We start from the raw sequence: 20,955 nt of genomic DNA, 5'->3' as shown, positions 1-20,955 counted from the left end.
AATTAGGAGGGAGAAGCATGAAAAAAATCGAAGCTATTATCAAGCCTTTTAAACTGGAAGAGGTAAAGGAAGCGCTGGCTGAAATTGGTATTAAAGGTATGACTGTAAGCGAAGTGAAAGGTTTTGGGCGCCAGAAGGGTCATCGGGAGATTTACCGCGGTGCAGAGTACATCGTGGATTTTCTTCCCAAGGTAAAGATAGAATTGATTGTAGATGATGACCAGGTGGAAAAAGTCGTAGAAACCATTATCAACAGTGCACGCACCGGGAAAATCGGCGACGGCAAGATTTTTATCCTGCCGGTGGAAGATGTCATTCGTATCCGTACCGGGGAAAGGGGTCCGGAGGCCGTTTAATGGCCTATGCTGAGGAAGCGTTAAAAGACTTTGGTGTGGCCAAACCGCAGGTGTTGGGCCGCACCAAAGAAATAGACAGACTCATAAAAAGTCTATTCCCCAATAGCTTGCGCCGAAAACCCCTTTCTCTCATAGCAATTGGGGGCTACGGGCGCAAGACTCTTTGTCCTTATTCTGATCTTGACCTACTTTTCCTTCACGAAGAACTTGACGAAAAGATCCTTACCCAAACGGTTGAAAGCATTATTTATCCCCTGTGGGATCGCAACTTCGATGTTGGCTACCGTGTGCTCACCTTAGAAGAAGTTTTTCACGATGCCCGGGAAGATTTACCCTTCCTTACTGCGCTTCTTTCCATGCGTTTGGTGGCGGGCTCTAAAAAGCTTTACCAAAAATTTGTTTCTCTTTTTGAAAAACAACTTATTTCAGGCAGACGCAAAGAAATTTTTCTGGCCCTAAGAGAAGTCCGTGAAAAGCGCCTTAAGGTCTATCAGGAAGATTCCTTTCTTCTTGAGCCGAATATCAAAGAAGGCCTTGGGGGGCTTAGGGACTATCATTTTTTGTTGTGGACAGCCAGGGTTCTTTTTGGGTTGAACGATTTACGCGAAATGGAACGCGCAGGTCTTATCTCTCATGCCGAAAGGCTTATTTTGAAAAATTCCGTCAATTTCTTACTTTGTGTGCGCGAAGAATTACACCTTTTGGCCAAAAGAAAAGAAGATAGGCTTTATTTCGAATACCAGCCTCTTATTGCCCTTAAGATGGGCTTTGGCACCCGTGCCGAAACCGCCATTGAAAAATTTATGACCTGTGTTTATCGCGCCATGAAAAATATAAACGAAGCTGCCGAAGCCCTTTTTGACCACGTTGAGATAACCCTGGGGCTTAGTTCAAAAGAACGAGAGATCTTGCATGAGGGCTTTGAGATTTTATCTGGCCGGATTCATCTGACCTATCGCGAAAGGGCTTTGATAGACCCTTCTTATTTATTGCATCTCTTTTTGCTGCAAGCTGAAACAGGCTTAAAACTCCATAACCTCACCCGTATTTTTCTTAAGGAAAACTTCCCATCAAATCGCCTTGTAAGTTTTGAAGGAAAAATTTTTACAAAAATGTTGACAAAACCCCACGCCGCCTTGGCATTGCGAAGCATGCGGGACACAGGGGTTCTTCTTGATATTTTGCCCGAGTTTAAAAGGGTTCTCGGGCTTACCCAATTTGATGTTTACCACATTCATCCCCTAGATGAACACTTAATCCTTACCGTACAAGAACTTGCAAATTTAAAAAGGGAAGAACCTACTTTCTGGAAACACGTAGAAAACGAAGAAGTTCTTTTTTTGGCAGGATTATTGCATGATATTACCAAAGGACAGGGAAGGGGACATGCAGTTACTGGAGCGAAAGTGGCTAGAGATATTGCTAAACGACTCGGCTTTACAGAAGAAGAAGCAGAAAACGTGGCGCGCTTGGTAGAACAACATTTGCTTATGGTTGAAACTGCTTTTCGCAGAGACTTAACCGAAGAAAAGGTAGTTATGGATTTTGCCATGAAGGTGGGAAACCTCCCACATTTAAATAGGCTTTATCTTCTAACGGTAGCTGATTCTCGGGCCACTGGGCCTTCTGCCTGGAATAGCTGGAAGGCTTCTCTTCTCCAGGAGCTTTATCTTAAGGCGGAAAAGCTTTTCCTAGAAGGCGTCTTCTCCGAAAAAAGAACTATCCCCATTCTTGTTGAACGCGAAGAAATTTTGAGGGAAAAATTTGGTGCCCTGGTAGAAGTTTTACCTCCTTGTTTTCTTTTACATGCAGATATAGAAAAATTAATCAGAGGAGCCTCTCTTTTAAAATCCTACCAAGAAGCCCAAAGAGAACTTCTCCTAGATATTGAAGAAAAAAAAGGGCTTTACCAGGTTGTGGTAATCACCAAAGATAAACCTGGTCTTTTTGCTAATTTAGCAGGAGTTTTTACTTTATTTCATCTAAATATTCACTCTGCTCGTGTATTTACCCTGACAGATGGCACGGTCTTTGATATTTTCGAAGTAACCTCTCCTTATGGAGAGGTCTATTGGGATGAGTTTGAAAAGACCCTCAAGCTTGTTCTTGCCGGCCAAAAGGATCTCGATAAAGAACTTAACAGATTAAAACCTTTAGTATGCCAACTAAAGAAGCCACCTAAAGCACCAGAAATTTACGTTAACGTAAATAACGAACATTCAGACTTTTTTACCATTATCGAAGTTTTTGCTACAGACAGATTAGGTCTTTTGTATAGGCTTGCAAAGGCCCTTTCTAAGTGGCCGGTAAACATTGAACGAGCTTTTATTGCCAACCGGGAAGATTTACTCACAGATGTTTTTTATGTACGCACACCTGAAGGGGAAAAATTAGGAGAAGAAGAAATCAAATCTCTCAAAGAGTATTTGCAAAACACCCTTAACAAAATCTTTTCAGACAAAGCTTTTAGTTGCGAACAAAATATAAACCAACATAAGGAGGTAGTGGTATGACACCCAAAGAAGTACTTGAATTTGCCAAGAAAAACGGCGCAAAGATGGTTGACTTGAGGTTTGTTGATTTCCCTGGTATGTGGCAGAACTTTACGGTTCCTATTGAAGAGCTTGATGAGTCTTCCTTTGAAAACGGCTTTGGTTTTGATGGTTCTTCAATCCGTGGCTGGCAGGAGATTCACGAAAGTGACATGATCGTTGTGCCGGATCCTGACACTGCGGTTATGGATCCCTTCTATGAAGTGCCTACTTTGGTACTTCTTTGCAACATTTATGACCCTATTACCAAAGAGCCCTATAGTCGTGATCCCCGCTATGTAGCCAAAAAGGCTGAAGAGTATCTCAAGAGCACCGGTATTGGCGACGTAGCTTTTTTTGGTCCTGAGCCGGAATTTTTCATCTTTGATGACATTCGCTACGACACCGGCACCAACTATAGTTTTTATTTCGTAGATTCTATCGAAGGTGCCTGGAATACCGGCCGTGAGGAGTGCCCCAACCTTGGCTATAAGCCTCGTCCCAAAGAAGGTTACTTCCCGGTGCCTCCGTCTGACAAACTCCATGACCTCCGTACGGAGATGGTCATGGTGCTTCAGCAGATCGGCATCAAGGTAGAATGCCAGCACCACGAAGTGGCCACTGCTGGCCAGGCTGAAATCGATATGCGCTTTGCGCCCCTCCTAAAGATGGGCGACCAGCTCATGTGGTACAAGTACGTCATTAAAAACGTGGCCTATAAGCACGGAAAGACCGTTACTTTTATGCCCAAGCCTCTTTTTGGTGATAACGGCTCTGGTATGCACACTCACTTCAGCATCTGGAAGGGGGATACTCCTCTTTTTGCTGGCGATCGTTATGCTGGTCTTTCTGAGACCGCCCTTTATGCCATTGGTGGTATTTTGAAACATTGTAAGGCTGTTTGTGCTTTTACCAACCCCACCACCAACTCGTATAAGCGTTTGACCCCTGGTTTTGAGGCTCCGGTGAACCTCTGTTATTCCAGCCGTAACCGTTCAGCTGCTGTTCGTATTCCTATGTACAGCCCAAGCCCCAAAGCCAAACGTATTGAATTCCGTACCCCAGATCCTTCCTGTAACGGTTATCTTGCTTTTGCCGCTATGCTTATGGCTGCCCTTGATGGTATTGAAAATCGTATTGATCCCGGTGAACCTATGGATAAAGACCTCTACAGCCTGCCTCCAGAAGAACTCAAAGACATTCCTCAGACTCCTGCTACCCTTGAAGAAGCCCTTGATGCCCTTGAAAACGACTACGAGTTCTTGCTCAAGGGCGACGTGTTCACCGAAGACCTCATCAAGAAGTGGCTTGATTACAAACGTAGCGAAGAGGCAGATCAGGTTCGCCTTCGTCCGCATCCTTACGAGTTCTATCTTTACTTCGATATCTAAAAACAATAACGGGGGGCCAAGCCCCCCTTTTATTTTATGTGGCAAAAAGTTAGCAAAAGTTTTGGTCAAGTAGCCCAAGAATACGATGCCTGGTATCAGGAAAACCCCATCTTTGCCTCAGAGATCGAAACTTTACGCAACTTGGGCCCTCCAAAACAACCTGCTTTAGAAATTGGTGTTGGTACCGGAGCCTTTGCGGTGGCGCTAGGCTTTGACTACGGGCTTGACCCTTCTCTTGAGATGCTCTCCCTAGCCAGAGAAAAGGGGATAAAAGCCGTGTGTGGCATCGCAGAGCGGCAACCTTTTAAAGATAAAAGTTTTAATGCCTGCGGCATGTTTTTTACTTTATGTTTTTTGGAAGATCCTAAAAAAGCCCTCTCTGAGTGTTACCGGGTTTTAAAGCCCAACGGAAATTTATATCTTGGGGTAATACCAAAAGATTCTCCCTGGGGTGTTTATTACGAAGAAAAAGCGCGCCAAGGCCATCCCCTTTATCGCTATGCCAGGTTTTTAGCAGGAGAGGAACTGCCAAGCTTGCTTGATGAAGCGGGTTTCAGACTAAAGGCGGGTTATAGTTCTCTTTTTATTTCGCCAAAAGCTTCCCCCAAAAAAGAAAGCCCAAAAGAAGGCCTTCTTACCCAGGCGGGTTTTTGGGCCATTTTGGCAGAAAAACTTTAGCTTTATTCGAACTCTGGCTCAAGAAGCCAGGAATAATACGCCATTCTTTGTTTTTCATTGGCAAAATCAATCCACTCGCAACCAACAAGTCTTCCGTTGAGATGAACCACCCTGGCTTCTCCGTTTATTTCTTCGCCCTGATAAGTCAAGACAATACTTAAAGTATCTCCTGGTTTAAGAGAGGCTCCGTTTGGTTGCCAGAAGGCAATACCACTGATACTTGCGTTGGCAAGCTCCCCTTCCTGACCATCAGGGAGAAATACCTTTGAACCTTTAAGTTTTACCCTTATATGACGTCGGCGTTCTTGTTCCATTTTGCCACCTCCTAACACTTATTTCGGCGAAAAAGCTGAAACCTTAAAGCATTTATTGCCGGGAGCATGTTTTAAAGGTGTCATCGCGAGGCGACTTGTACGCCCGCGCGATCCCTGTCCCTTCACTTACCGAGATTGCTTGGCTCACTGCGTTCGCTCGCAATGACTTACAAAAATGGTGCTTTCGATACCCATTCAATCCAAACCTCTAGAACCTCTAGAACCTCTTCTACTTGAGATTGCTTCGCTTCGCTCGCAATGACTCCCCAAAAAGGCGCTCGCAATGCTTAAGTGTTGCCTGTTTTATGCTCCTAGTAATTATTATCGGGAGAATTTTCCGTCCTCTCTGCTTTCAAAGGGATCCGTTCCTATTTTTCGGAACGAAAAATAGGAACGGATCCAAAAAAAAACTTCCCAAAAACTGACCTGTCATATTCTGAAATAGGTGCTTGTAAGTTTTTTGTAGCTTTTTGTAGGCGCTTGTCTTCTAAAAGCATTGATAATCAAGGGTTTTAATTTTTGGCATCAGCTTTGCTCTATTCGGTAGGCAAATAAAAAGTTTTAAAGGAGGTAATAATTATGGCTACAAGGAAGATCGGTATCTACGGAAAAGGTGGTATCGGAAAATCAACCACTACCCAGAACCTAGCTGCTGCTTTGGCCCACTATTTTGATAAAAAGGTCATGATTCATGGTTGTGACCCCAAAGCTGACGCTACCCGTATGATTCTTGGCGGAAAACCCCAGGAAACGGTTCTTGATGTCCTTCGTGAAGAAGGTGAAGAAAACGTAACCCTCGATAAAGTCGTAAAAATCGGTTTTGCCGGTATTCGTTGTGTGGAATCTGGTGGTCCTGAACCAGGTGTTGGATGCGCTGGTCGCGGTGTTATCACCGCTATAAACCTTATGGAACAGCTTGGTGGCTATCCTGAAGACCTAGACTTTCTTTTTTACGACGTTTTGGGTGACGTAGTCTGTGGTGGTTTCGCTATGCCGGTGCGTGATGGCAAGGCCCAGGAGATTTACATCGTAGCCTCTGGTGAAATGATGGCCATCTATGCTGCCAACAATATTTGCCGCGGAATGGTCAAATATGCCCAACGCACAGGGGTGCGTCTGGGTGGCATTATCTGTAACAGCCGTAAGGTTGACCGTGAAGAAGAACTTATGCAGGAGTTCTGCGAACGTTTGGGCACCCAGATGATTATGTTCATCCCACGTGACAACATCGTCCAAAAGGCAGAATTCAACAAAAAGACCGTGGTGGAATATGATCCGGACCACCCGCAGGCTCACGCTTATAAGGAGCTTGCGCGCAGGATCATTGAAAATAAGAACTTAGTCATTCCTAAGCCCCTTTCCATGGATGAATTGGAACAGTTGGTAGTCAAATACGGAATCGCTTAATTCAAATTTTTAAGACACAGGAGGAAAACAACATGAAAATGATCAAAGCTATTGTCAGGCCAGAAAAAACCCAGGACGTAGTGGATGCCTTAGAAGAGGCGGGATTTCTTGCGCTAACGCGCATTGACGTGGTTGGTCGCGGAAAACAAGGCGGTCTTACTATGGGAGAGATCGTCTATGACGAACTCCCTAAGACCTTGCTTTTTCTGGTGGTGGATGATGAGGCAGTGCCCAAAGTGCGCGACATCATTATGGAATCAGCGCGTACCGGGCGTTTCGGAGACGGAAAGATATTTGTGGTGCCGGTGAATGAAGCTTGGACTATCCGTACCGGCCAGCCTGAACTCTAAAGCTTTTGCAGAAGACAAGGAGGCAATATGAGCAAAATATGCGAAATCATTGCAATAATTAGACCCACAAAAATGCTGGCCACCAAAAAGGCTCTGGCTGAGATGGGGCTACCTTCTTTTACTGCGGTAAAGGCCTTTGGTCGCGGAAAACAAGGTGGCTACGTTGACGAGCTTGGTTACCGGGTAAGTCCTGAAATCATCGAAAAGGCCAAGGAAATGAAGGCACGGTTTATCCCTAAGCGCTTACTCATGGCAGTGGTGCCAGAGGCCATGGTGGAAAAGGTGGTTAAGACCATTATTAGCGTAAACCAGACAGGCAAACACGGAGACGGCAAAATCTTTGTATTGCCAGTGGATGAAAGTTACCGGGTTCGTACCGGAGAAAAAGACCTAGAAGCCCTTTTTTAAAGGAGGAAAACATGCTCAGACACCCATGTTTTGACGAAAAGGCGCATCGTTTAGTGGGAAGGGTACATCTTCCCGTGGCGCCTGCCTGTAATATTAAGTGTGCCTATTGTGAAAGAGAGATTGGCTGTGTCCACGAAAGTCGTCCAGGTGTTACCAAATCCATTTTAAGACCTGAACATGTCAAAGACTATTTGTCGTATGTTTTGACAAATGAGCCACGCATCGAAGTAGTTGGGATTGCGGGGCCAGGAGATGCCCTTGCAAATGAAGAGACTTTTTTCGCCCTTTCCGAGGTAAGGCGTCATTTTCCAGAGATTAAGATTTGTCTGGCGACTAACGGCCTGACGCTTCCCGAAAACATAGAAAGACTTACGGCCCTTGGTCTTGATTTCCTTTCAGTCACTGTAAATGCCGCTACCCCTGAGACCGGGGCCAAACTTGTCAAGTTTGTGAATACCAAAGAGGGCAGGTTACAAGGGGAAGAGGGAGCAAGATTTCTTCTTGAGAAACAACTGGAAGGTATCGCCCTGGCATCCGAAGCAGGCATTCGGGTAAAGGTTAATACCGTGCTTGTGCCTGGGATAAACGACCATGAGATGGCTGCCATTGCTCAACTTGCTGGCAACGCAGGGGCAAGCCTTATGAACATTATTCCGTTGATTCCCCTTGGTGAGTTTTCGGGCCTTAGGCCTCCTAGCAAAAAGGAGATGGCCAGGGCGAGAAGTGTGGCGGGAAGATTTTTGCCCCAGTTCCTTTCGTGCAAACGCTGCCGGGCTGATGCCGTAGGCATTCCCGGTTTAGGGGATATGACTTTATCCTGCTTAGCAGGCAATTTTTAAGGAGGTGAAACTATGCCGTATCATCAGTTACGCTGCAATATATGCATTCCAGAAAGAAACAAACACGTAGTCATAGTTGACGAAGATAAAAGTACCATTCCTGCTTGTAATGCCCCAACAGTGCCTGGCGACCTAACAGAACGTGGGTGAAGCTATGCCGGGGCCCGCGGGGTCGTGGGCGGACCTATTACCGATGTGATTCACATGATTCACGCACCAGTGGGTTGTGGCTATTACACTTGGGGTACCAGACGCCACCTGGGCAATGTCTATAACTGGGCCATGCCTGGGGTGCTTGAAAACGAAGCCAATCACCGGCGCCATTGTTTCTGTACTGACATGACCGAAGAAGACATCATCTTTGGTGGTAACGAAAAATTAAAAAAGGCCCTGCTTGAGGCCTTTCGCATTAACCCTGGAGCCAAAGGAGCCATAATTTACAATACCTGTTCCACTGCGCTCATTGGTGATGATATCGAACAAATTGCTAAAGAGGTGTCACAAGAGGTAGGAAAACCGGTTTTTGCTTGTTCTTCTCCGGGATTTTGTGGTGTTTCTCAATCAAAAGGACACCACGAGTTTAACTATCAGTTTTATAGCTGGCTTCTTAAGTACAGGGAAGAACATCCTGAGGTTTGTTTACCGGAAGAAGAAAAGACACCTTATGATATTAACCTTATCGGAGAGTATAACATCGATTGGGATACTTATACCATTTTGCCCCTTTTTGAAAAAATTGGCCTGCGTGTAATAGCTACCTTTACGGGTAATAGTCGTTTTGAGGATCTTTTTAAAATGCCAGATGCCAAACTGAGTGTGGTGCATTGTCAGCGTTCAGCAACCTACATCGCAGCCCTCATCAAGGAAGGTTTTGAAATCCCGTATATCGGAGTGAGCTTGTTCGGACTGGAGCAGACCTCTAAGGCCTTAAGGGATACCGCAGCCTGGTTTGGAGAAGAAAAGCTCATCAAACGCGCCGAAGAGGTTATCGAAGAAGAAACCGCGGCTATTCAAAAGGCCCTTGACTGGTATCGGGACAAGCTGTCTGGCAAAAAGATCGCCATCTATGTTGGTGCTCCCCGTGTATGGCACTGGGTAAAGGCCATGAGGGAGCTTGGTATGGAGGTAGTGGCCTGTATGACCACCTTTGGCCACAAAGACGATTACCAGAAAATAGTCGAACGGGTAAAGCCAGGCACCCTTGTTATCGACAATCCCAATGAGTTCGAAATCGAAGAGATGATCGAGACGAAAAAACCTGACCTTTTCTTAACCGGTCTCAAAGAGAAGTACCTGGTGCGCAAATTTGGGGTACCAACTCTCAACTCACACTCTTACGAGAAGGGGCCTTATGCGGGCTTTCGAGGGTTTATCAACTTTGCCCGGGACATATACCAGGCTCTTTATGCTCCGGTATGGAAAATTGCGCAGGAAGAATTTTAAAACAAGGAGGATGTCATGATTAACAACGTAAAAGAGATACCCATTGAGGGAATAACATACAAGCAACTAAAAATCGAAAAGGAACCTTTGACGGAAGAATATACTCCGCCGCCACCAGAGCTTGTGCCGGCGAAAAACCGGGCAGTGTGCATTGATCCTTCGCGCACCTGTATGCCTTTTGGGGCTATGTGGCCGACCCTTGGGGTTCATCGTGCTATCCCCTTTGTTCAAGGGGCCCAGGGGTGCACCACTTACGTGCGCTATACCTTTGCCCGTATTTTTCGTGAGCCTGCCTCTATTGCCAACGCAAGCTTTCACGAAGACGCCGCAGTTTTTGGCGGGCGCAAAAACCTTATCCGCGGCATAAGGAACTTGGTCTGTCGTTATCAACCAGAGCTAATCTCTATTATCACCACTTGTTCTAGCGAGGTTATCGGAGACGATATCCACAGCTTCCTGGATGAAGCTATAGATATCATGGAAGAGGAAATGGGCCCGGATGTTCGCGATGCCGTGAAGTTTGTTATTGTTAATACGCCAAGTTTCGCTGGCTCCCACGTGGAGGGTTACAACCGTGCGGCGCGCGAATTCTTAAAAACCCTTGCTAAATCTACGGGGCAGACCACTGAAGACGTCTATTTCATCCCGGGGTTTATGATGCCTGGGGATATTCGTGAACTCAAACACATGATGGAGCTTATGGATGTTTCTTGCAAAGTTCTTTTTGATATAAGCGAGACTCTTGATTGTCCTCTGGTGGGGATGCCCAACCGCATTCCTTATTATCCGCCAGGTGGTACGAGAGTAGAAGACTTTGTGCGAGCGGGTGATGCCAAAGCCATATTTGCCCTATCTCCTGATGCCGGAGGTGCTGGGGCCACCTGGCTTGAAAGACGGTTCAAGACTCCTTCAAAAATCATGACTATGCCCATAGGCGTTAAAAATACTGACCGCTTTATCAAAGCGGTGGCAGAACTTGCCGAAAGACCAATTACCGACGCCTTGCGCTGGGAGCGTGGCATCCTGCTCGATGCCATGGCAGACACACTTCATTACACCATGTCCAGGAGAGTGGCCCTTTGTGGCGATCCTGACTTTGTGGCTGCGGCCACGGGATTTGTCTGCGAGCTTGGCATGATACCAACCTATGTCCTGATCGGAACTAAAAGCCGTACCGCTGAGGCTGCTATCAGGGAGGTATGCGAAGAGTACGGGCATAGCCCCACTATCTTTAACGATAGCGACCAGTTTGAATGGGAATACGCCCTTAAAAATGATATTCCGGATGTAATCGTCGGGCATTCACGCTGTGTAAACATTTCTCGTGAAATTCAGGTGCCGTTGGTACGTTTTGGTTTTCCTGTTTATGACCGGGTGGGTTATCAGCGTGAGCCTATTATCGGTTACCGGGGTGGGGAGCGGTTCTTGGCTCGTATTATCAATGCGATCCTTGACTACCATTATCCTGATGACCGTACGCATCAATAAAATTAATGAGGGTATAAAAGCCCGACGTCGTTTTAGATCCGTTCCCATTTTTCGAAATGAAAAATGGGAACGGATCCCAAGAGGTTCGGGGCTACCCGGATCTACCAAAAAGGAGGTTTGTTATGGAATACGTCTTTTGTCCGATAATTAGAAAACTTATTCAGGCTAAACAAGCCAGCGGACTTAGCTTTGAAGAGATAGGTAAGGCAATTGGTAGGGATAAGGTTTGGGTAGCAGCCCTTCTTTACAGACAGGCTGTGGCTTCTAAGGAAGAAGCAGATAAACTCAAAGAGCTACTTAAATTAGATGATGAATGTTATCAAGCGATCCAAAAGGTTCCTATGAGGGGGGCTGAAACCGATACCATTCCCTCTGATCCTCTAATTTATCGCTTTTATGAGATCATGAGGGTTTACGGCCCTGCTATTAAAGCGGTGATCAACGAAATGTTTGGTGATGGCATTATGAGTGCCATTGATTTTTCTATTGACATAAAAAAGCAAGAAGATCCCAAAGGGGATCGGGTAGTGGTTACTTTCAACGGTAAATTTTTGCCTTTCAAAAAGTGGTAATAGCTTAAGCTTAGATCAAGCGAGGAGGAGAGCATGCGCACCTTGACTATTTCTAGTGCCGAAATTTTACCAAGACGCTCCTGTGGCCTGGCCACTGAACCAGGGAGCATGAGCCAGCGGAGTTGCGTTTATTTTGGTACACGTTACGTACTTGGTCCCATAAAGGAAGCCGTACATATTGTTCACGGTGCTGTTGGCTGCAGTTACTACGGTAAGATGGTGCGCGGCACTCCTGCCCCCGTATGGACAACTGACATGCAGGAACACGACGTAATTTTCGGTGCCAGGGAAAAACTTAAAAAGGCCCTTTTGGAAGCTTTTTCTCTTGATCCCTCAGCGCAAGGAGCCTTTGTTTACATTACCTGTGTTTCTGGTCTCATTGGCGAAGACGTTACTTCTATTGCAGAAGAAGTATCAAAGGAAACCGGAAAGCCTGTGAAAGTGGTGTCTTGCCCTGGTTTTTCGGCCTATTCCCAGTCAAAGGGACACTCCCTGGCATACCAGGTTATTTTTGACATGTTAAAACATTCGCCCAGTGCTAAGAAGCCCACGGTTAACCTGATCGGAGAGTATAACGTTGGTGGCGAGACTAAAGTTATTAAAGAGCTTCTTGCAGAACTTGGAGTAAAGGTGCATGTATCTCTTACGGGAGATGCCTCCTGGTCCCGCATAGAAAAAATGACCTGCGCTCATTTAAATCTCATGTTCTGTGGTGCCACAGCAGAAGATTTTTGCAAAAAAGTAAAAAAAGCGTACGGTATCCCTTATATGAAGGTCTCATTTTATGGGCTTAAGTCCATAGCCGCTTCCCTTAGAAAAATTGCCGCCTATTTTGATCTTCCAGAAAAGCACATAGAAAAAGTTATTGCTGAAAAAGAGGCCGAAGTCCTTGAAAAGATTTTCCCTTTAAGACGCCATTTTGTTGGTAAGAAAGCCCTTGTGGTACTGGGAGCTTATCGCATTGGCCCTCAAGGCAAAATGTTAAAGGAACTCGGCTTTGAGGTTCTGGCTGCTGCGTCTATCTTTGGCAGGGGGGAGGACCATGAAGAGGCCAAGGAAATAGCCCCGTTGGTCACCGATAATCCGGGTGATGCCGAGTTAGAAGAGGCTTTGTGGTTGCTTAAGCCGGACATCGTCTTAACAAACGCGCGGGAACAGTGGCGTATCGTGAAACTGGGAGTGCCAGTGCTTTCTTTTCCTCAGCCCAAAGACCGCGGCCCTTACGCGGGTTATGTTGGCATGGCCAACTTTGCCAGGGATATCTACCGCCATCTCAAGGCCCCGGTATGGAATCTTTTACACGGCGAACCTCTATAACCTAGGCTTACCCTAAACGTCATCCTTAGCCTTTCTTCCCCTGTCATCCTGAGCCGAAGCCCTGAGCGAAGCGAAGGGGCAGGCGAAGGATCCATAACGACGTCGGGCTTAAAATGCCCTCATTATTAATTTAATGGGTACGGATCTTTGCAGTTGGTCTTGCAACACTGATCCCAGTAATTTTGCAAAAGTCTTATATGTTTAAGCGGTAACCACGGCTGTGAACGGTAACAAGAGTGTTTTTGGGAAGAAGTTTGCGCAAGTCTTTTATGTAGGAGCGCAGGGTGTCATCGTTGACATTTGCATCCTGCCAGACATTTGCAAGGATTTCTTCTTTAGTAACCAGACGCCCACGGTTTTTTAACAAAAACAGCAACAGATCCCAGCGGCGTTTCGAAAGAAAAATTTCCTCGCCGTTTTTCAAAATTATTCCTTTGTCAGGATAGACTTTGAGATCACCTAGGCTTATCGGTTCATAAGACTCTTTAGCTTCATAGCGGCGCAAAAGGGCCCGTAAACGGAGTTCCAGTTCAAGTATCTCAAAGGGTTTTACCAGATAATCGTCAGCCCCTGCTTCGAAACATTCCTTTTTGGAGGTAAGGCCATGTTTGGCGGTGAGAACGAGTACAGGAAGCTCGGGATAAGTTTCTTTGATATTTTTTAGGATACTTTCTCCTGATTCGTGTGGAAGGATGAGATCTAACACCACCGCTGCGAAATGGCCTTCAGCAAGCACCTTTTGCCACTTTCGTTCATCAGCAAGCCAATAAGCAACGAAACCATGGTTATTGAGATAATCCTCCAACTGAGGCCCTAAAAACATGTCATCTTCGATTATTAGTGTTTTGGGTTTCATTACACTAATATTTTTGATTTTATTTCTATCTATATACGGCCTTAATTTCTACAGTTTTCCCCAAAAGACATAACCTTTTTGTTCTTTCTTTAAGAAATCTTCTTTTTATAAATATTCTGATTTTTAAGATAGTATTATATGATTTTGTTTCTTTTTTTACTATTCTGTATTTTGTTCAGGGAACTTTTGTAAAAACATAATAAAGAAAGTTATTAGAAATAGTGTTATGAGAATATAATTTCGAATTGGTAGGCATAACTGTAAAAATCTAGAAGGAGGGAGAATTCCCCTCCTTCTAGATAGAATAGAAATAGATTATGAGCACGTTACTACATTACCGTTGATATTACAGGTCAACCCTATCCCTTTAACTGTTACACTGCAGTTTGGGTCTTGAATTTGGCCAGTTGTTGGATCTAACGTAAGGTTGCAAGTTGATCCATCTACATCACAAGCCTTTGTTGTAGTACCGGCATCCGCATATTCTGCTACAAGTTCACTCATACATGTACGTATTGATCCTTCTGCCGCTGCTATCGCTGACTTTTTCTTATATTGTGCGTACTGTGGAATAGCAATTGCTGCCAAAATACCGATAATTGCTACGACAATTAATAGTTCTACCAAGGTAAAACCTTTCTTCCTGTTCTTCTTTAAACTTCTTTCCCTAATCATCTTTTAATCCTCCTTTTGTTTTTTGATTATTTTCGAGGTGGCCACCTCGTTTTCTCTCGTTAAACTAATTATGCAATGAGCGTGCCAATTTGTTTCTTTCTCCTTTCCGCTAAAATTGCTATCGGAAAAAGATGTAAGGGGCTTTAAACTGACAAATTTTGTCAATCAACTGCCGTATATTGGCAACTATTGTTGGGAGCCGTTTTTGGTGGACAATGTTTCTCCGGATCCGTTCCCGTTTTTTTTGAAACAAAAATGGAAAGGGATCCTCAAAACATTTTAAAGGCTAAGCAACAGGTGAAGGTTCAAGCGACGGAACCCTCAAATCGCTTTATGGATGCTTAAGAGCTAAAGGCCCTCACTCTTACGACGTGGATTGGGACTCTTTGGTCGTTCTCCGCAGAAAGATAGAAAAGAAACGCTCTCCTAATGGGAGCACGTTTTATCTGACAAGGTGCCTTCGCGAGGCGACTTTTACGCCCGCGCGATTCCATGGGATTGCTTCGGCACTTCATGCCCCGCAATAACCATGAAAAAGAATTTCCGCTCGCGATTCCAAGGGATTGCTGTGACCATTTTCATGTCTCATCAGATTTGTAACTAAAGGGCTTCAGGGGGTTCTGTTTCAATGAAACGTAAAGGGGCTCCTTTGAGGATTTTCTCAAGTTTTTTTTCTAATGATCGATCTTTCTTGGGGGCAAAAATTGTTATGCCCTTGCCTGGGTCTTCAGGTACCTCAAAGCCCAAAATGGCCCCCTGCTCTAGGAGCGAGTAGAGGGCCTTTTCTATTTCTTCTTTTTTAAGCGAACTCAAAGCGTACCCCTGGTACATAAATGCAGTCAGGTCTTCTGAAGGATAACACACTTAAAGTGCCGCTTCCCTCAGTTTCAACCCTCAGCTTACACGTTACTTCAGCAAAGACCCACCTATTAGCACCTACGGACATGGGGTCTGAGTATATGCTTTGGTAGCGATCAATACGATTTGCCGCTGAGATGTTCCCCCCACCGCGGGAAAAGATACGCCTTTTTTTGATTGGGCCCCAAAAATTTTGATAAAGGCGTATTTGTAGGGTAATTCGGGCTTTGGCTTCTTTGGAATTCCACCATTTATCATTGGAGCGCAATTGGTACCAGCCTCTGGTGGTCACCGGCACGTAGACCCGTACGGTGCCTATGTTGCGGGGATAAAAGGCGTAGTAAAACTTACCATAGACCGTGACGTCGTTATCATCGGTGATTCCAAGCCCTGCACCTCGGGCCTTGGCGTAGAGAAACATTTTTCTTTCAGAACGAATAAGAGTTGCTGAGCCTTGGGTTACACCACCTTCGTTGTGTTTGTAAACCCTTCCCCAGGCATGAAAGGGTAGGGTGTCCCAGTAGTGCCCTGCTTTTCCGCCTACTACTCTCTGGGTTTCTAAAATGAACTGATCTAATTCTTCTTCCCCTAGAATTTCAATGTCCAAATCTCTGGTTTGTAGAGTTTCTTCGGCCTGGCGCGCAAAGATTTCAGCTTGTTCGTCTTCTTTGGCATTTTCTGCTTCTATGGCCTCTGGTTGAAATTTAAGGTGGCGGATAAGCTCCCACATTTCCGCCTCATTTTCTCGAGCCATTTCTTTTGATTGGGTAATTTCTTCTTCTAGCAGGGCCATGGCCGCCGATGTTTCCTGTTCGGCACTTTCTTCTAAGAAATTTTTATCTATCCTTTCCATGAAGGACCTCCTTTTTAGTTTTATTTAAGCCGTAACGAGTCTTACCCTTAGGGCCAGTAACACGTTGTGAATGTTGTTGTGAATGGTGACCACCGAAGATCCGGCGAAAAGTAGCCCCACGGCATAGCCATCGCTTGAAAAAAGCAAAGAGCCTGAGTCTCCCCCACGGGACATATTGGTCGTAACTATCTGATTTCGGAAAATTGCCCTTTTGCCAGCGCCGTAACGTACGGCTATGGTGGCATCTACACCACGAACTCTGCCGCGACTAAATTGGGTGGTGCGACCGAATTTGTAAACTTGCATTCCCAGGTTAGCCACTTTGGTTCCTTTGGGCAAAGAGCCATTGGGAAAATAGGGGATAACTAAGCTTGAACCAGCTGGGTGCGCGAGGGCAGCATCAACCAGGTTATACGTTCCTGAGGAAAAGCTAATGGGGACAAAGGCTGCTAATCTGGCAATGACTTTGGGGTTACAGGGCTTGTTGTCATAAGGCCCTGGCTGCACAATCGGATCTCCGATACGGGCTTGATTACTATTGGCCAGCACGTGGTTGTTTGAAAGAATATAGGACCTTCCCGTACGGCAACTCTTTACCAGACAGCCGAAAGTTCCCGCGGTGATACGATAATGGCCAATGCTATAGCCAGGCCGCGCTGGTCGCACACAGGCCGTATAACTTTGGGCTTCAACGATTCCCACCTCTACTACATCTGTAGGTAGCTCTGAAATACGTTCTGGAACAAGCGCCTCTGGAGCTAATTCCTTTTGGGGAAGCTTTTTTTCCACATAAACTTGCAGGCAAAGGTCAGTGGTTTCTTTGCCCCCTACTTCTTTGAATCCCACACCCAAGCCTACGACGTTTTCTTTGATCAAAAGCTCCTCTTCTACCTCGGCCTTAATTTCCTGGATACGTAAAATCATCTCTTCTATGACCTGTTCTTGTTCCATAAGTGCCTCCTTGTTTTGGTCTATGACCTAAAATAAAGCCGAGGCACTCACAGATATTTCACAAAAAACTAACCAAATGGGGTCTTTCCCACTTTCTTCCGGAAAATGGGAACAGATTGCTGGAACGGGACTTAAGAAAACGTACTTTGCAAAGGGCTCTAAAATTATAGGTTCTGGGCCAATTTTTGAGAAAACTCCGGGCCTAAAATGGAAGCGGCTTTTTCTTTCAAAAATGGGACCTCTTTGGGAAAGCTTTTTGTTAAAAACTCTAAGCATTGAATAAGTAGGGCAGAGGTCTTCTTTTTAAGAAAATTTCTTTCATAGATTACCAGAGGGTTGTGGTATCCTGGAAGGAATTCGTCATAAAGATCGAGAACTTCTTCTGTTAGCAGAAAAGCTTCTGCCCCAGCTTGGCGGGTTATAGCTTTTTTAATTTTTTCAAGTTTGCTTTTCAGCTCCCACATGTCCACGTAACAACTTTCGGTATCCAGGCTTATAGTGCGACCGTGGCTTTTAATAAGGTCTTTTTGCCCCAATACCTTTCGCAGCCGATAGATTGTAGTTTCAAGGTTGTGATAAGCGTTATCAGCTTCAATTTCAGGCCAGAGGATATCTAGAACATAAGATTTTTCTACTTCTCCTTGGGCTGCGACTAAAATAGCCAGTAATTCAAGGGGTTTTGAAGGAGTTTTTCTAATTTTTTGCTTGTTTAATTCTATTTCTAAGGCAAAGCGCCCAAGAGTATAAATTTTTAGACGATAAGGCCAGTTGACAGAGATATTTCCAAAAGCAGGCGACGGCCTCAAATTATGTCGAATGATAAGCTGTTTGGCATAATTCGGGAAAATGTTGCCCTCAAGGGCTTTGGCTAGCGTATAAGAAAGCATCTGGGGATTATGCCACCAGAGAAGATGGATATAATTTTGTCTGTTCCCTATGGAAAGGGCCCTTTTTAGAAAAAACTTTCCAAAGGCAGCATCTCCGCTCAAATAGGCTAAATAAGCCTGGTGAAGACTACACATGAACAAAAGAGCAAAAGATTTAGCTTCTCTGGCAAAAGTTTCACATTTTTTCAGGTATTTAAGGCTTTCAGGAAATTCTTTTTTTGCAAAAAGGACCTGTGAGAGGGCAAAGCAAGTCAGATAAAAAGGATAGCGATACCCTGTCTCTTCTAAAACCTGGAGCGCACGCTTAAAATAGATGTCAGCCTGATTAAAGTCTTTGGCTAAAAAGTGTTTCCACCCCTTCAGATAGAGAAAGTGCCCCAAGGCGTGTTTTCCTGTTTTTGGTAAAGATGCTTCCATAGCGTTTAAAGCCTTTTCAGCACCTAAAGGCTTGTTTTTCAAAAGAAAGCAAGCGCCCTCAAAGGCAAAGAGAAGGTGTTTCCAAATGGGGATTTCTTTTCTATCCGCTAGTTGATGGGCTTTTTGTAATAAACTTCTGGCAGCATCAAATTCATCATGTACCCATATTGCTTTTCCCGCTTCTATCCAAGTTTTGGTGATTTCAGCGCCAGGAGAAAACTTTGTTAGGCGCTTTAGCTCATCTCCAAGAAGAGCAAGAGTTATAAGGTCTCCTTGCCAAAAAACACGCCAAGAAATACTAAAAAGGATTTCTGCTTTGGTCTCTTGTTGTTCAACTTGATTTAGCGATGCCAAGAGTTCTTGTTGAAGCACCGGAAGGATTTGTTTTTCAGGTTTCCTGAGAAAAAGTGCCAAGAAATAGTTGCTTTTTAAAAAAGCTAAAAACTCAGGAATGATTTCAAGCCTAGCAAGGGGGAAATTTGATTCGTACCACTCAAGGTAGGGATCAAGTTTTTTAAAATTATCCCAGGAAAAGATGATGGCTTTGATTAATAAAGGCCAGAGCAAAAAGGCATGGTAGCTGTCTTTTTTATCGGTAGCCCATTTAAAAAGAGGATTAAGCTCTTGGAAGCACTTTTTAGGGTTTTGAGGTAAAAGGATTAAATATCTTTGGTAGCGATCCCAGCTTTCGGCCAGATCTTTCATGAAAACATTATAAACAAGTCTTAAAAAAATAAAAATTTTAAGTTTATATTGCTACCCTGAAATTCTGTACTCTCAAAAATTTTTTAAAGATTAGTTAAACAACTATATGGGGGACTTCCATCTCTCCGTGTTCAAAAGCCTTTACAAAGGCCGCTACTACTTTGGGGTCAAAGTGCTTACCGGCACCTTTTACGATAATTTCTTTGGCTTCAAAAGGAGGCAAGCCCTTTTTGTAAGGCCGGTCGCTTATAAGGGCATCGTACACATCTGCAACAGCAAGAATTTTGGCCTCAAGAGGAATGTCTTCCCCTTTCATCCCTAGGTATCCTGAACCGTCGTATTTTTCGTGATGTGCCAGAATAATAGGAATAATTCGGCCCAAAGTTCCTTGCAGGGGATCAAGTATTTCGGTGGCAGAGGTAACGTGTTTTTTTATTTCTTTGAATTCCTGTTGGGTGAGCTTGGCGGCCTTATAAAGTATTTCCCTGCTTATTTTTAATTTCCCGATGTCATGTAATAAAGCCGCATTACGTAAATCTTCAATCCGTTCTTCAGGAAGCCCGAGATATTGGGCAATTTTTACCGCAAAAACGGAAACCCGATAACAATGGTTTTCCGTATATTCGTCTTTTGATATAAAATGCCTAAGTATCAAGAGAACTCCATGATAGGTCTTCTGTAGTTCTCTGATTTTCTCCTTGTAGCGGTCATAAAGAGATCCCATGGCATAAGCAGTTATTATTAAACTTCCACCCCAGATGGCAAGTTCACGCCAATTGTTAGAATTCAGAGAAAGAATCGACTTTCCTTCTATTAGTTGAGGAAGATAATAAATAAGCAAAATTACTAACAAGATACTGGCAAAAGCTGTAAGAACGGCATGCCTTTTGCCAAAAAAGTACGCGGAAAAGACGGTAGGAAGTGTATAAAGACTTAAAAGAAGCTTCTGAGAATCTACTAAAAAATTAGTAAGTGCAATCAAAGATACCAAAGATAAAATTAGCCAAAGTTCTTTATTAACACGATATATTTCTTCCTGGATGATATTTTTTAGGTTATGAAAAGAAAACTTTTTCTTATTTTTTTCTTCATACCAGTATTCTTGTAGAAGTTTTTCTTCATCGTATTCGTGATCATGAAGGGAAAAATCAGATACATCTTTAGGCTTATCAGAAGAAAATCTATCTTGTTGGTTTAAAACTTTTTCCCGTTCTGCATCTTCGTTAACGGGTAGAGACCCCTGGAAAGCACCAGGATCAGTTCCTATTTTTTGTTCCGAAAAATGGGAAGTCTCTTGTGGTTGTGCTGGTTTTGACAACTTTGCAAAGGTCTCAGGGCCCTGTTCTAAAGGAATGAATTGTACTTCTGCCCCCATGCTAGATAGAAAATCAAGAAAAGGCTTGGCAGCTTCTTCGGGGATATTTTTTTTCAAAATCAAGGGCTTTTTTAAAAGAACTTTTTTAATATGTTCAACTGAAGTTCCGTTGCCTTTGGTATATTGGCTTAAAAAAGTTGCTATTTCGTCTGTTTTTTCTATTGGAAAGTCTTTGAGAATAAGCATTCCTTGGCGACTAGGCATAAAACCTCCCAAGATTTTTTCCTAAAATTCTCTTCGGGAAAAAAATGAAAAGCCTTGAAAAAGCTGGGAGAGCTTCGAAA

At 44.3% G+C, this 20,955-nt stretch carries 20 protein-coding genes; 12 read left to right on the top strand and 8 right to left on the bottom strand.

Annotation, left to right across the window (positions count from 1 at the left end):
• The first annotated feature begins 17 nt into the window (after window positions 1-17).
• From H528_RS0105490 to H528_RS0105475, 4 genes are read left to right on the top strand one after another with little or no spacing between them, the layout of a single operon-like run.
• Window positions 18-356 (top strand): P-II family nitrogen regulator, encoded by a 339-nt coding sequence (locus tag H528_RS0105490; protein WP_022853333.1) that lies wholly within the window; start codon window positions 18-20, stop codon window positions 354-356.
• A complete protein-coding gene (gene glnD / locus H528_RS0105485) occupies window positions 356-2,869 on the top strand; it encodes a [protein-PII] uridylyltransferase (protein ID WP_022853332.1) in 2,514 nt (837 codons plus the stop codon). Before H528_RS0105490 ends, glnD begins: the two co-directional genes overlap by 1 nt.
• Window positions 2,866-4,278 carry a type I glutamate--ammonia ligase gene (gene glnA / locus H528_RS0105480; protein ID WP_022853331.1) on the top strand — a complete coding sequence of 471 codons (1,413 nt, stop codon included), beginning with the start codon at window positions 2,866-2,868 and terminating at the stop codon, window positions 4,276-4,278. Before glnD ends, glnA begins: the two co-directional genes overlap by 4 nt.
• Window positions 4,279-4,314: 36 nt before the next feature.
• Window positions 4,315-4,956 carry a class I SAM-dependent methyltransferase gene (locus H528_RS0105475; RefSeq protein ID WP_022853330.1) on the top strand — a complete coding sequence of 214 codons (642 nt, stop codon included), beginning with the start codon at window positions 4,315-4,317 and terminating at the stop codon, window positions 4,954-4,956.
• A gap of 2 nt (window positions 4,957-4,958) precedes the next feature.
• Here the strand turns inward: H528_RS0105475 and H528_RS0105470 are convergent, their stop codons facing one another.
• Window positions 4,959-5,270, bottom strand: a complete 312-nt coding sequence (locus H528_RS0105470) for a PilZ domain-containing protein (RefSeq protein ID WP_022853329.1) — start codon at window positions 5,268-5,270, stop codon at window positions 4,959-4,961.
• A 579-nt stretch (window positions 5,271-5,849) separates the two neighbouring features.
• Between H528_RS0105470 and nifH the strand changes: the two genes are divergently transcribed.
• From nifH to H528_RS0105425, 8 genes are all read left to right on the top strand, one after another.
• Complete coding sequence (gene nifH, locus H528_RS0105460; protein WP_022853327.1) at window positions 5,850-6,677, top strand: nitrogenase iron protein; 828 nt, start codon at window positions 5,850-5,852, stop codon at window positions 6,675-6,677.
• Between the two features lie 32 nt (window positions 6,678-6,709).
• Complete coding sequence (locus H528_RS0105455) at window positions 6,710-7,027, top strand: P-II family nitrogen regulator (protein ID WP_022853326.1); 318 nt, start codon at window positions 6,710-6,712, stop codon at window positions 7,025-7,027.
• Window positions 7,028-7,054: 27 nt separating this feature from the next.
• Window positions 7,055-7,435 carry a P-II family nitrogen regulator gene (locus H528_RS0105450; RefSeq protein ID WP_022853325.1) on the top strand — a complete coding sequence of 127 codons (381 nt, stop codon included), beginning with the start codon at window positions 7,055-7,057 and terminating at the stop codon, window positions 7,433-7,435.
• Between the two features lie 11 nt (window positions 7,436-7,446).
• A complete protein-coding gene (locus tag H528_RS12835) occupies window positions 7,447-8,274 on the top strand; it encodes a radical SAM protein (protein WP_022853324.1) in 828 nt (275 codons plus the stop codon).
• Between the two features lie 12 nt (window positions 8,275-8,286).
• Entirely contained in the window at window positions 8,287-9,717 is a 1,431-nt protein-coding gene (locus H528_RS13805) for a nitrogenase component I subunit alpha (protein ID WP_157608145.1), read from the top strand.
• Between the two features lie 15 nt (window positions 9,718-9,732).
• Window positions 9,733-11,205, top strand: a complete 1,473-nt coding sequence (locus tag H528_RS0105435; protein WP_022853323.1) for a nitrogenase component 1 — start codon at window positions 9,733-9,735, stop codon at window positions 11,203-11,205.
• Window positions 11,206-11,327: 122 nt separating this feature from the next.
• Window positions 11,328-11,777, top strand: coding sequence for a cyanase (gene cynS, locus H528_RS0105430; protein WP_022853322.1), 450 nt, complete (start codon window positions 11,328-11,330; stop codon window positions 11,775-11,777).
• Window positions 11,778-11,810: 33 nt separating this feature from the next.
• Window positions 11,811-13,094 carry a nitrogenase component 1 gene (locus H528_RS0105425; protein ID WP_022853321.1) on the top strand — a complete coding sequence of 428 codons (1,284 nt, stop codon included), beginning with the start codon at window positions 11,811-11,813 and terminating at the stop codon, window positions 13,092-13,094.
• A 193-nt stretch (window positions 13,095-13,287) separates the two neighbouring features.
• Here the strand turns inward: H528_RS0105425 and H528_RS0105420 are convergent, their stop codons facing one another.
• The 7 genes from H528_RS0105420 to H528_RS14005 form a co-directional block, all read right to left on the bottom strand.
• Window positions 13,288-13,950 (bottom strand): response regulator transcription factor, encoded by a 663-nt coding sequence (locus H528_RS0105420; protein ID WP_022853320.1) that lies wholly within the window; start codon window positions 13,948-13,950, stop codon window positions 13,288-13,290.
• Between the two features lie 315 nt (window positions 13,951-14,265).
• Window positions 14,266-14,625 carry a prepilin-type N-terminal cleavage/methylation domain-containing protein gene (locus H528_RS14765; RefSeq protein WP_022853319.1) on the bottom strand — a complete coding sequence of 120 codons (360 nt, stop codon included), beginning with the start codon at window positions 14,623-14,625 and terminating at the stop codon, window positions 14,266-14,268.
• A gap of 600 nt (window positions 14,626-15,225) precedes the next feature.
• Window positions 15,226-15,438 carry a hypothetical protein gene (locus H528_RS0105410; RefSeq protein WP_022853318.1) on the bottom strand — a complete coding sequence of 71 codons (213 nt, stop codon included), beginning with the start codon at window positions 15,436-15,438 and terminating at the stop codon, window positions 15,226-15,228.
• The gene (locus H528_RS0105405) at window positions 15,425-16,336 is read right to left on the bottom strand and encodes a hypothetical protein (protein ID WP_022853317.1); all 912 of its coding nucleotides are present in this window, start codon (window positions 16,334-16,336) and stop codon (window positions 15,425-15,427) included. Before H528_RS0105405 ends, H528_RS0105410 begins: the two co-directional genes overlap by 14 nt.
• 24 nt (window positions 16,337-16,360) lie before the next feature.
• A complete protein-coding gene (locus tag H528_RS0105400) occupies window positions 16,361-17,287 on the bottom strand; it encodes a trypsin-like peptidase domain-containing protein (protein ID WP_022853316.1) in 927 nt (308 codons plus the stop codon).
• Between the two features lie 164 nt (window positions 17,288-17,451).
• The gene (locus tag H528_RS0105395; RefSeq protein WP_022853315.1) at window positions 17,452-19,296 is read right to left on the bottom strand and encodes an AfsR/SARP family transcriptional regulator; all 1,845 of its coding nucleotides are present in this window, start codon (window positions 19,294-19,296) and stop codon (window positions 17,452-17,454) included.
• A 94-nt stretch (window positions 19,297-19,390) separates the two neighbouring features.
• The gene (locus tag H528_RS14005) at window positions 19,391-20,875 is read right to left on the bottom strand and encodes an HD-GYP domain-containing protein (protein ID WP_022853314.1); all 1,485 of its coding nucleotides are present in this window, start codon (window positions 20,873-20,875) and stop codon (window positions 19,391-19,393) included.
• Between the last annotated feature and the right edge of the window lie 80 nt (window positions 20,876-20,955).

Origin of the sequence: Thermodesulfatator atlanticus DSM 21156, assembly GCF_000421585.1 — a bacterium.
Classification (GTDB): domain Bacteria; phylum Desulfobacterota; class Thermodesulfobacteria; order Thermodesulfobacteriales; family Thermodesulfatatoraceae; genus Thermodesulfatator; species Thermodesulfatator atlanticus.
Note: the sequence above shows the minus strand (reverse complement) of the source record. Positions and strands in the feature narration are given on the sequence as shown.

What these genes read in the sequence shown, in the direction of transcription:
- H528_RS0105490 (WP_022853333.1), top strand. Translation starts at nt 18, where the DNA reads ATGAAAAAAATCGAAGCTATTATCAAGCCTTTTAAACTGGAAGAGGTA.
- glnD (WP_022853332.1), top strand. Translation starts at nt 356, where the DNA reads ATGGCCTATGCTGAGGAAGCGTTAAAAGACTTTGGTGTGGCCAAACCG.
- glnA (WP_022853331.1), top strand. Translation starts at nt 2,866, where the DNA reads ATGACACCCAAAGAAGTACTTGAATTTGCCAAGAAAAACGGCGCAAAG.
- H528_RS0105475 (WP_022853330.1), top strand. Translation starts at nt 4,315, where the DNA reads ATGTGGCAAAAAGTTAGCAAAAGTTTTGGTCAAGTAGCCCAAGAATAC.
- H528_RS0105470 (WP_022853329.1), bottom strand. Translation starts at nt 5,270, where the DNA reads ATGGAACAAGAACGCCGACGTCATATAAGGGTAAAACTTAAAGGTTCA.
- nifH (WP_022853327.1), top strand. Translation starts at nt 5,850, where the DNA reads ATGGCTACAAGGAAGATCGGTATCTACGGAAAAGGTGGTATCGGAAAA.
- H528_RS0105455 (WP_022853326.1), top strand. Translation starts at nt 6,710, where the DNA reads ATGAAAATGATCAAAGCTATTGTCAGGCCAGAAAAAACCCAGGACGTA.
- H528_RS0105450 (WP_022853325.1), top strand. Translation starts at nt 7,055, where the DNA reads ATGAGCAAAATATGCGAAATCATTGCAATAATTAGACCCACAAAAATG.
- H528_RS12835 (WP_022853324.1), top strand. Translation starts at nt 7,447, where the DNA reads ATGCTCAGACACCCATGTTTTGACGAAAAGGCGCATCGTTTAGTGGGA.
- H528_RS0105435 (WP_022853323.1), top strand. Translation starts at nt 9,733, where the DNA reads ATGATTAACAACGTAAAAGAGATACCCATTGAGGGAATAACATACAAG.
- cynS (WP_022853322.1), top strand. Translation starts at nt 11,328, where the DNA reads ATGGAATACGTCTTTTGTCCGATAATTAGAAAACTTATTCAGGCTAAA.
- H528_RS0105425 (WP_022853321.1), top strand. Translation starts at nt 11,811, where the DNA reads ATGCGCACCTTGACTATTTCTAGTGCCGAAATTTTACCAAGACGCTCC.
- H528_RS0105420 (WP_022853320.1), bottom strand. Translation starts at nt 13,950, where the DNA reads ATGAAACCCAAAACACTAATAATCGAAGATGACATGTTTTTAGGGCCT.
- H528_RS14765 (WP_022853319.1), bottom strand. Translation starts at nt 14,625, where the DNA reads ATGATTAGGGAAAGAAGTTTAAAGAAGAACAGGAAGAAAGGTTTTACC.
- H528_RS0105405 (WP_022853317.1), bottom strand. Translation starts at nt 16,336, where the DNA reads ATGGAAAGGATAGATAAAAATTTCTTAGAAGAAAGTGCCGAACAGGAA.
- H528_RS0105400 (WP_022853316.1), bottom strand. Translation starts at nt 17,287, where the DNA reads ATGGAACAAGAACAGGTCATAGAAGAGATGATTTTACGTATCCAGGAA.
- H528_RS0105395 (WP_022853315.1), bottom strand. Translation starts at nt 19,296, where the DNA reads ATGAAAGATCTGGCCGAAAGCTGGGATCGCTACCAAAGATATTTAATC.
- H528_RS14005 (WP_022853314.1), bottom strand. Translation starts at nt 20,875, where the DNA reads ATGCCTAGTCGCCAAGGAATGCTTATTCTCAAAGACTTTCCAATAGAA.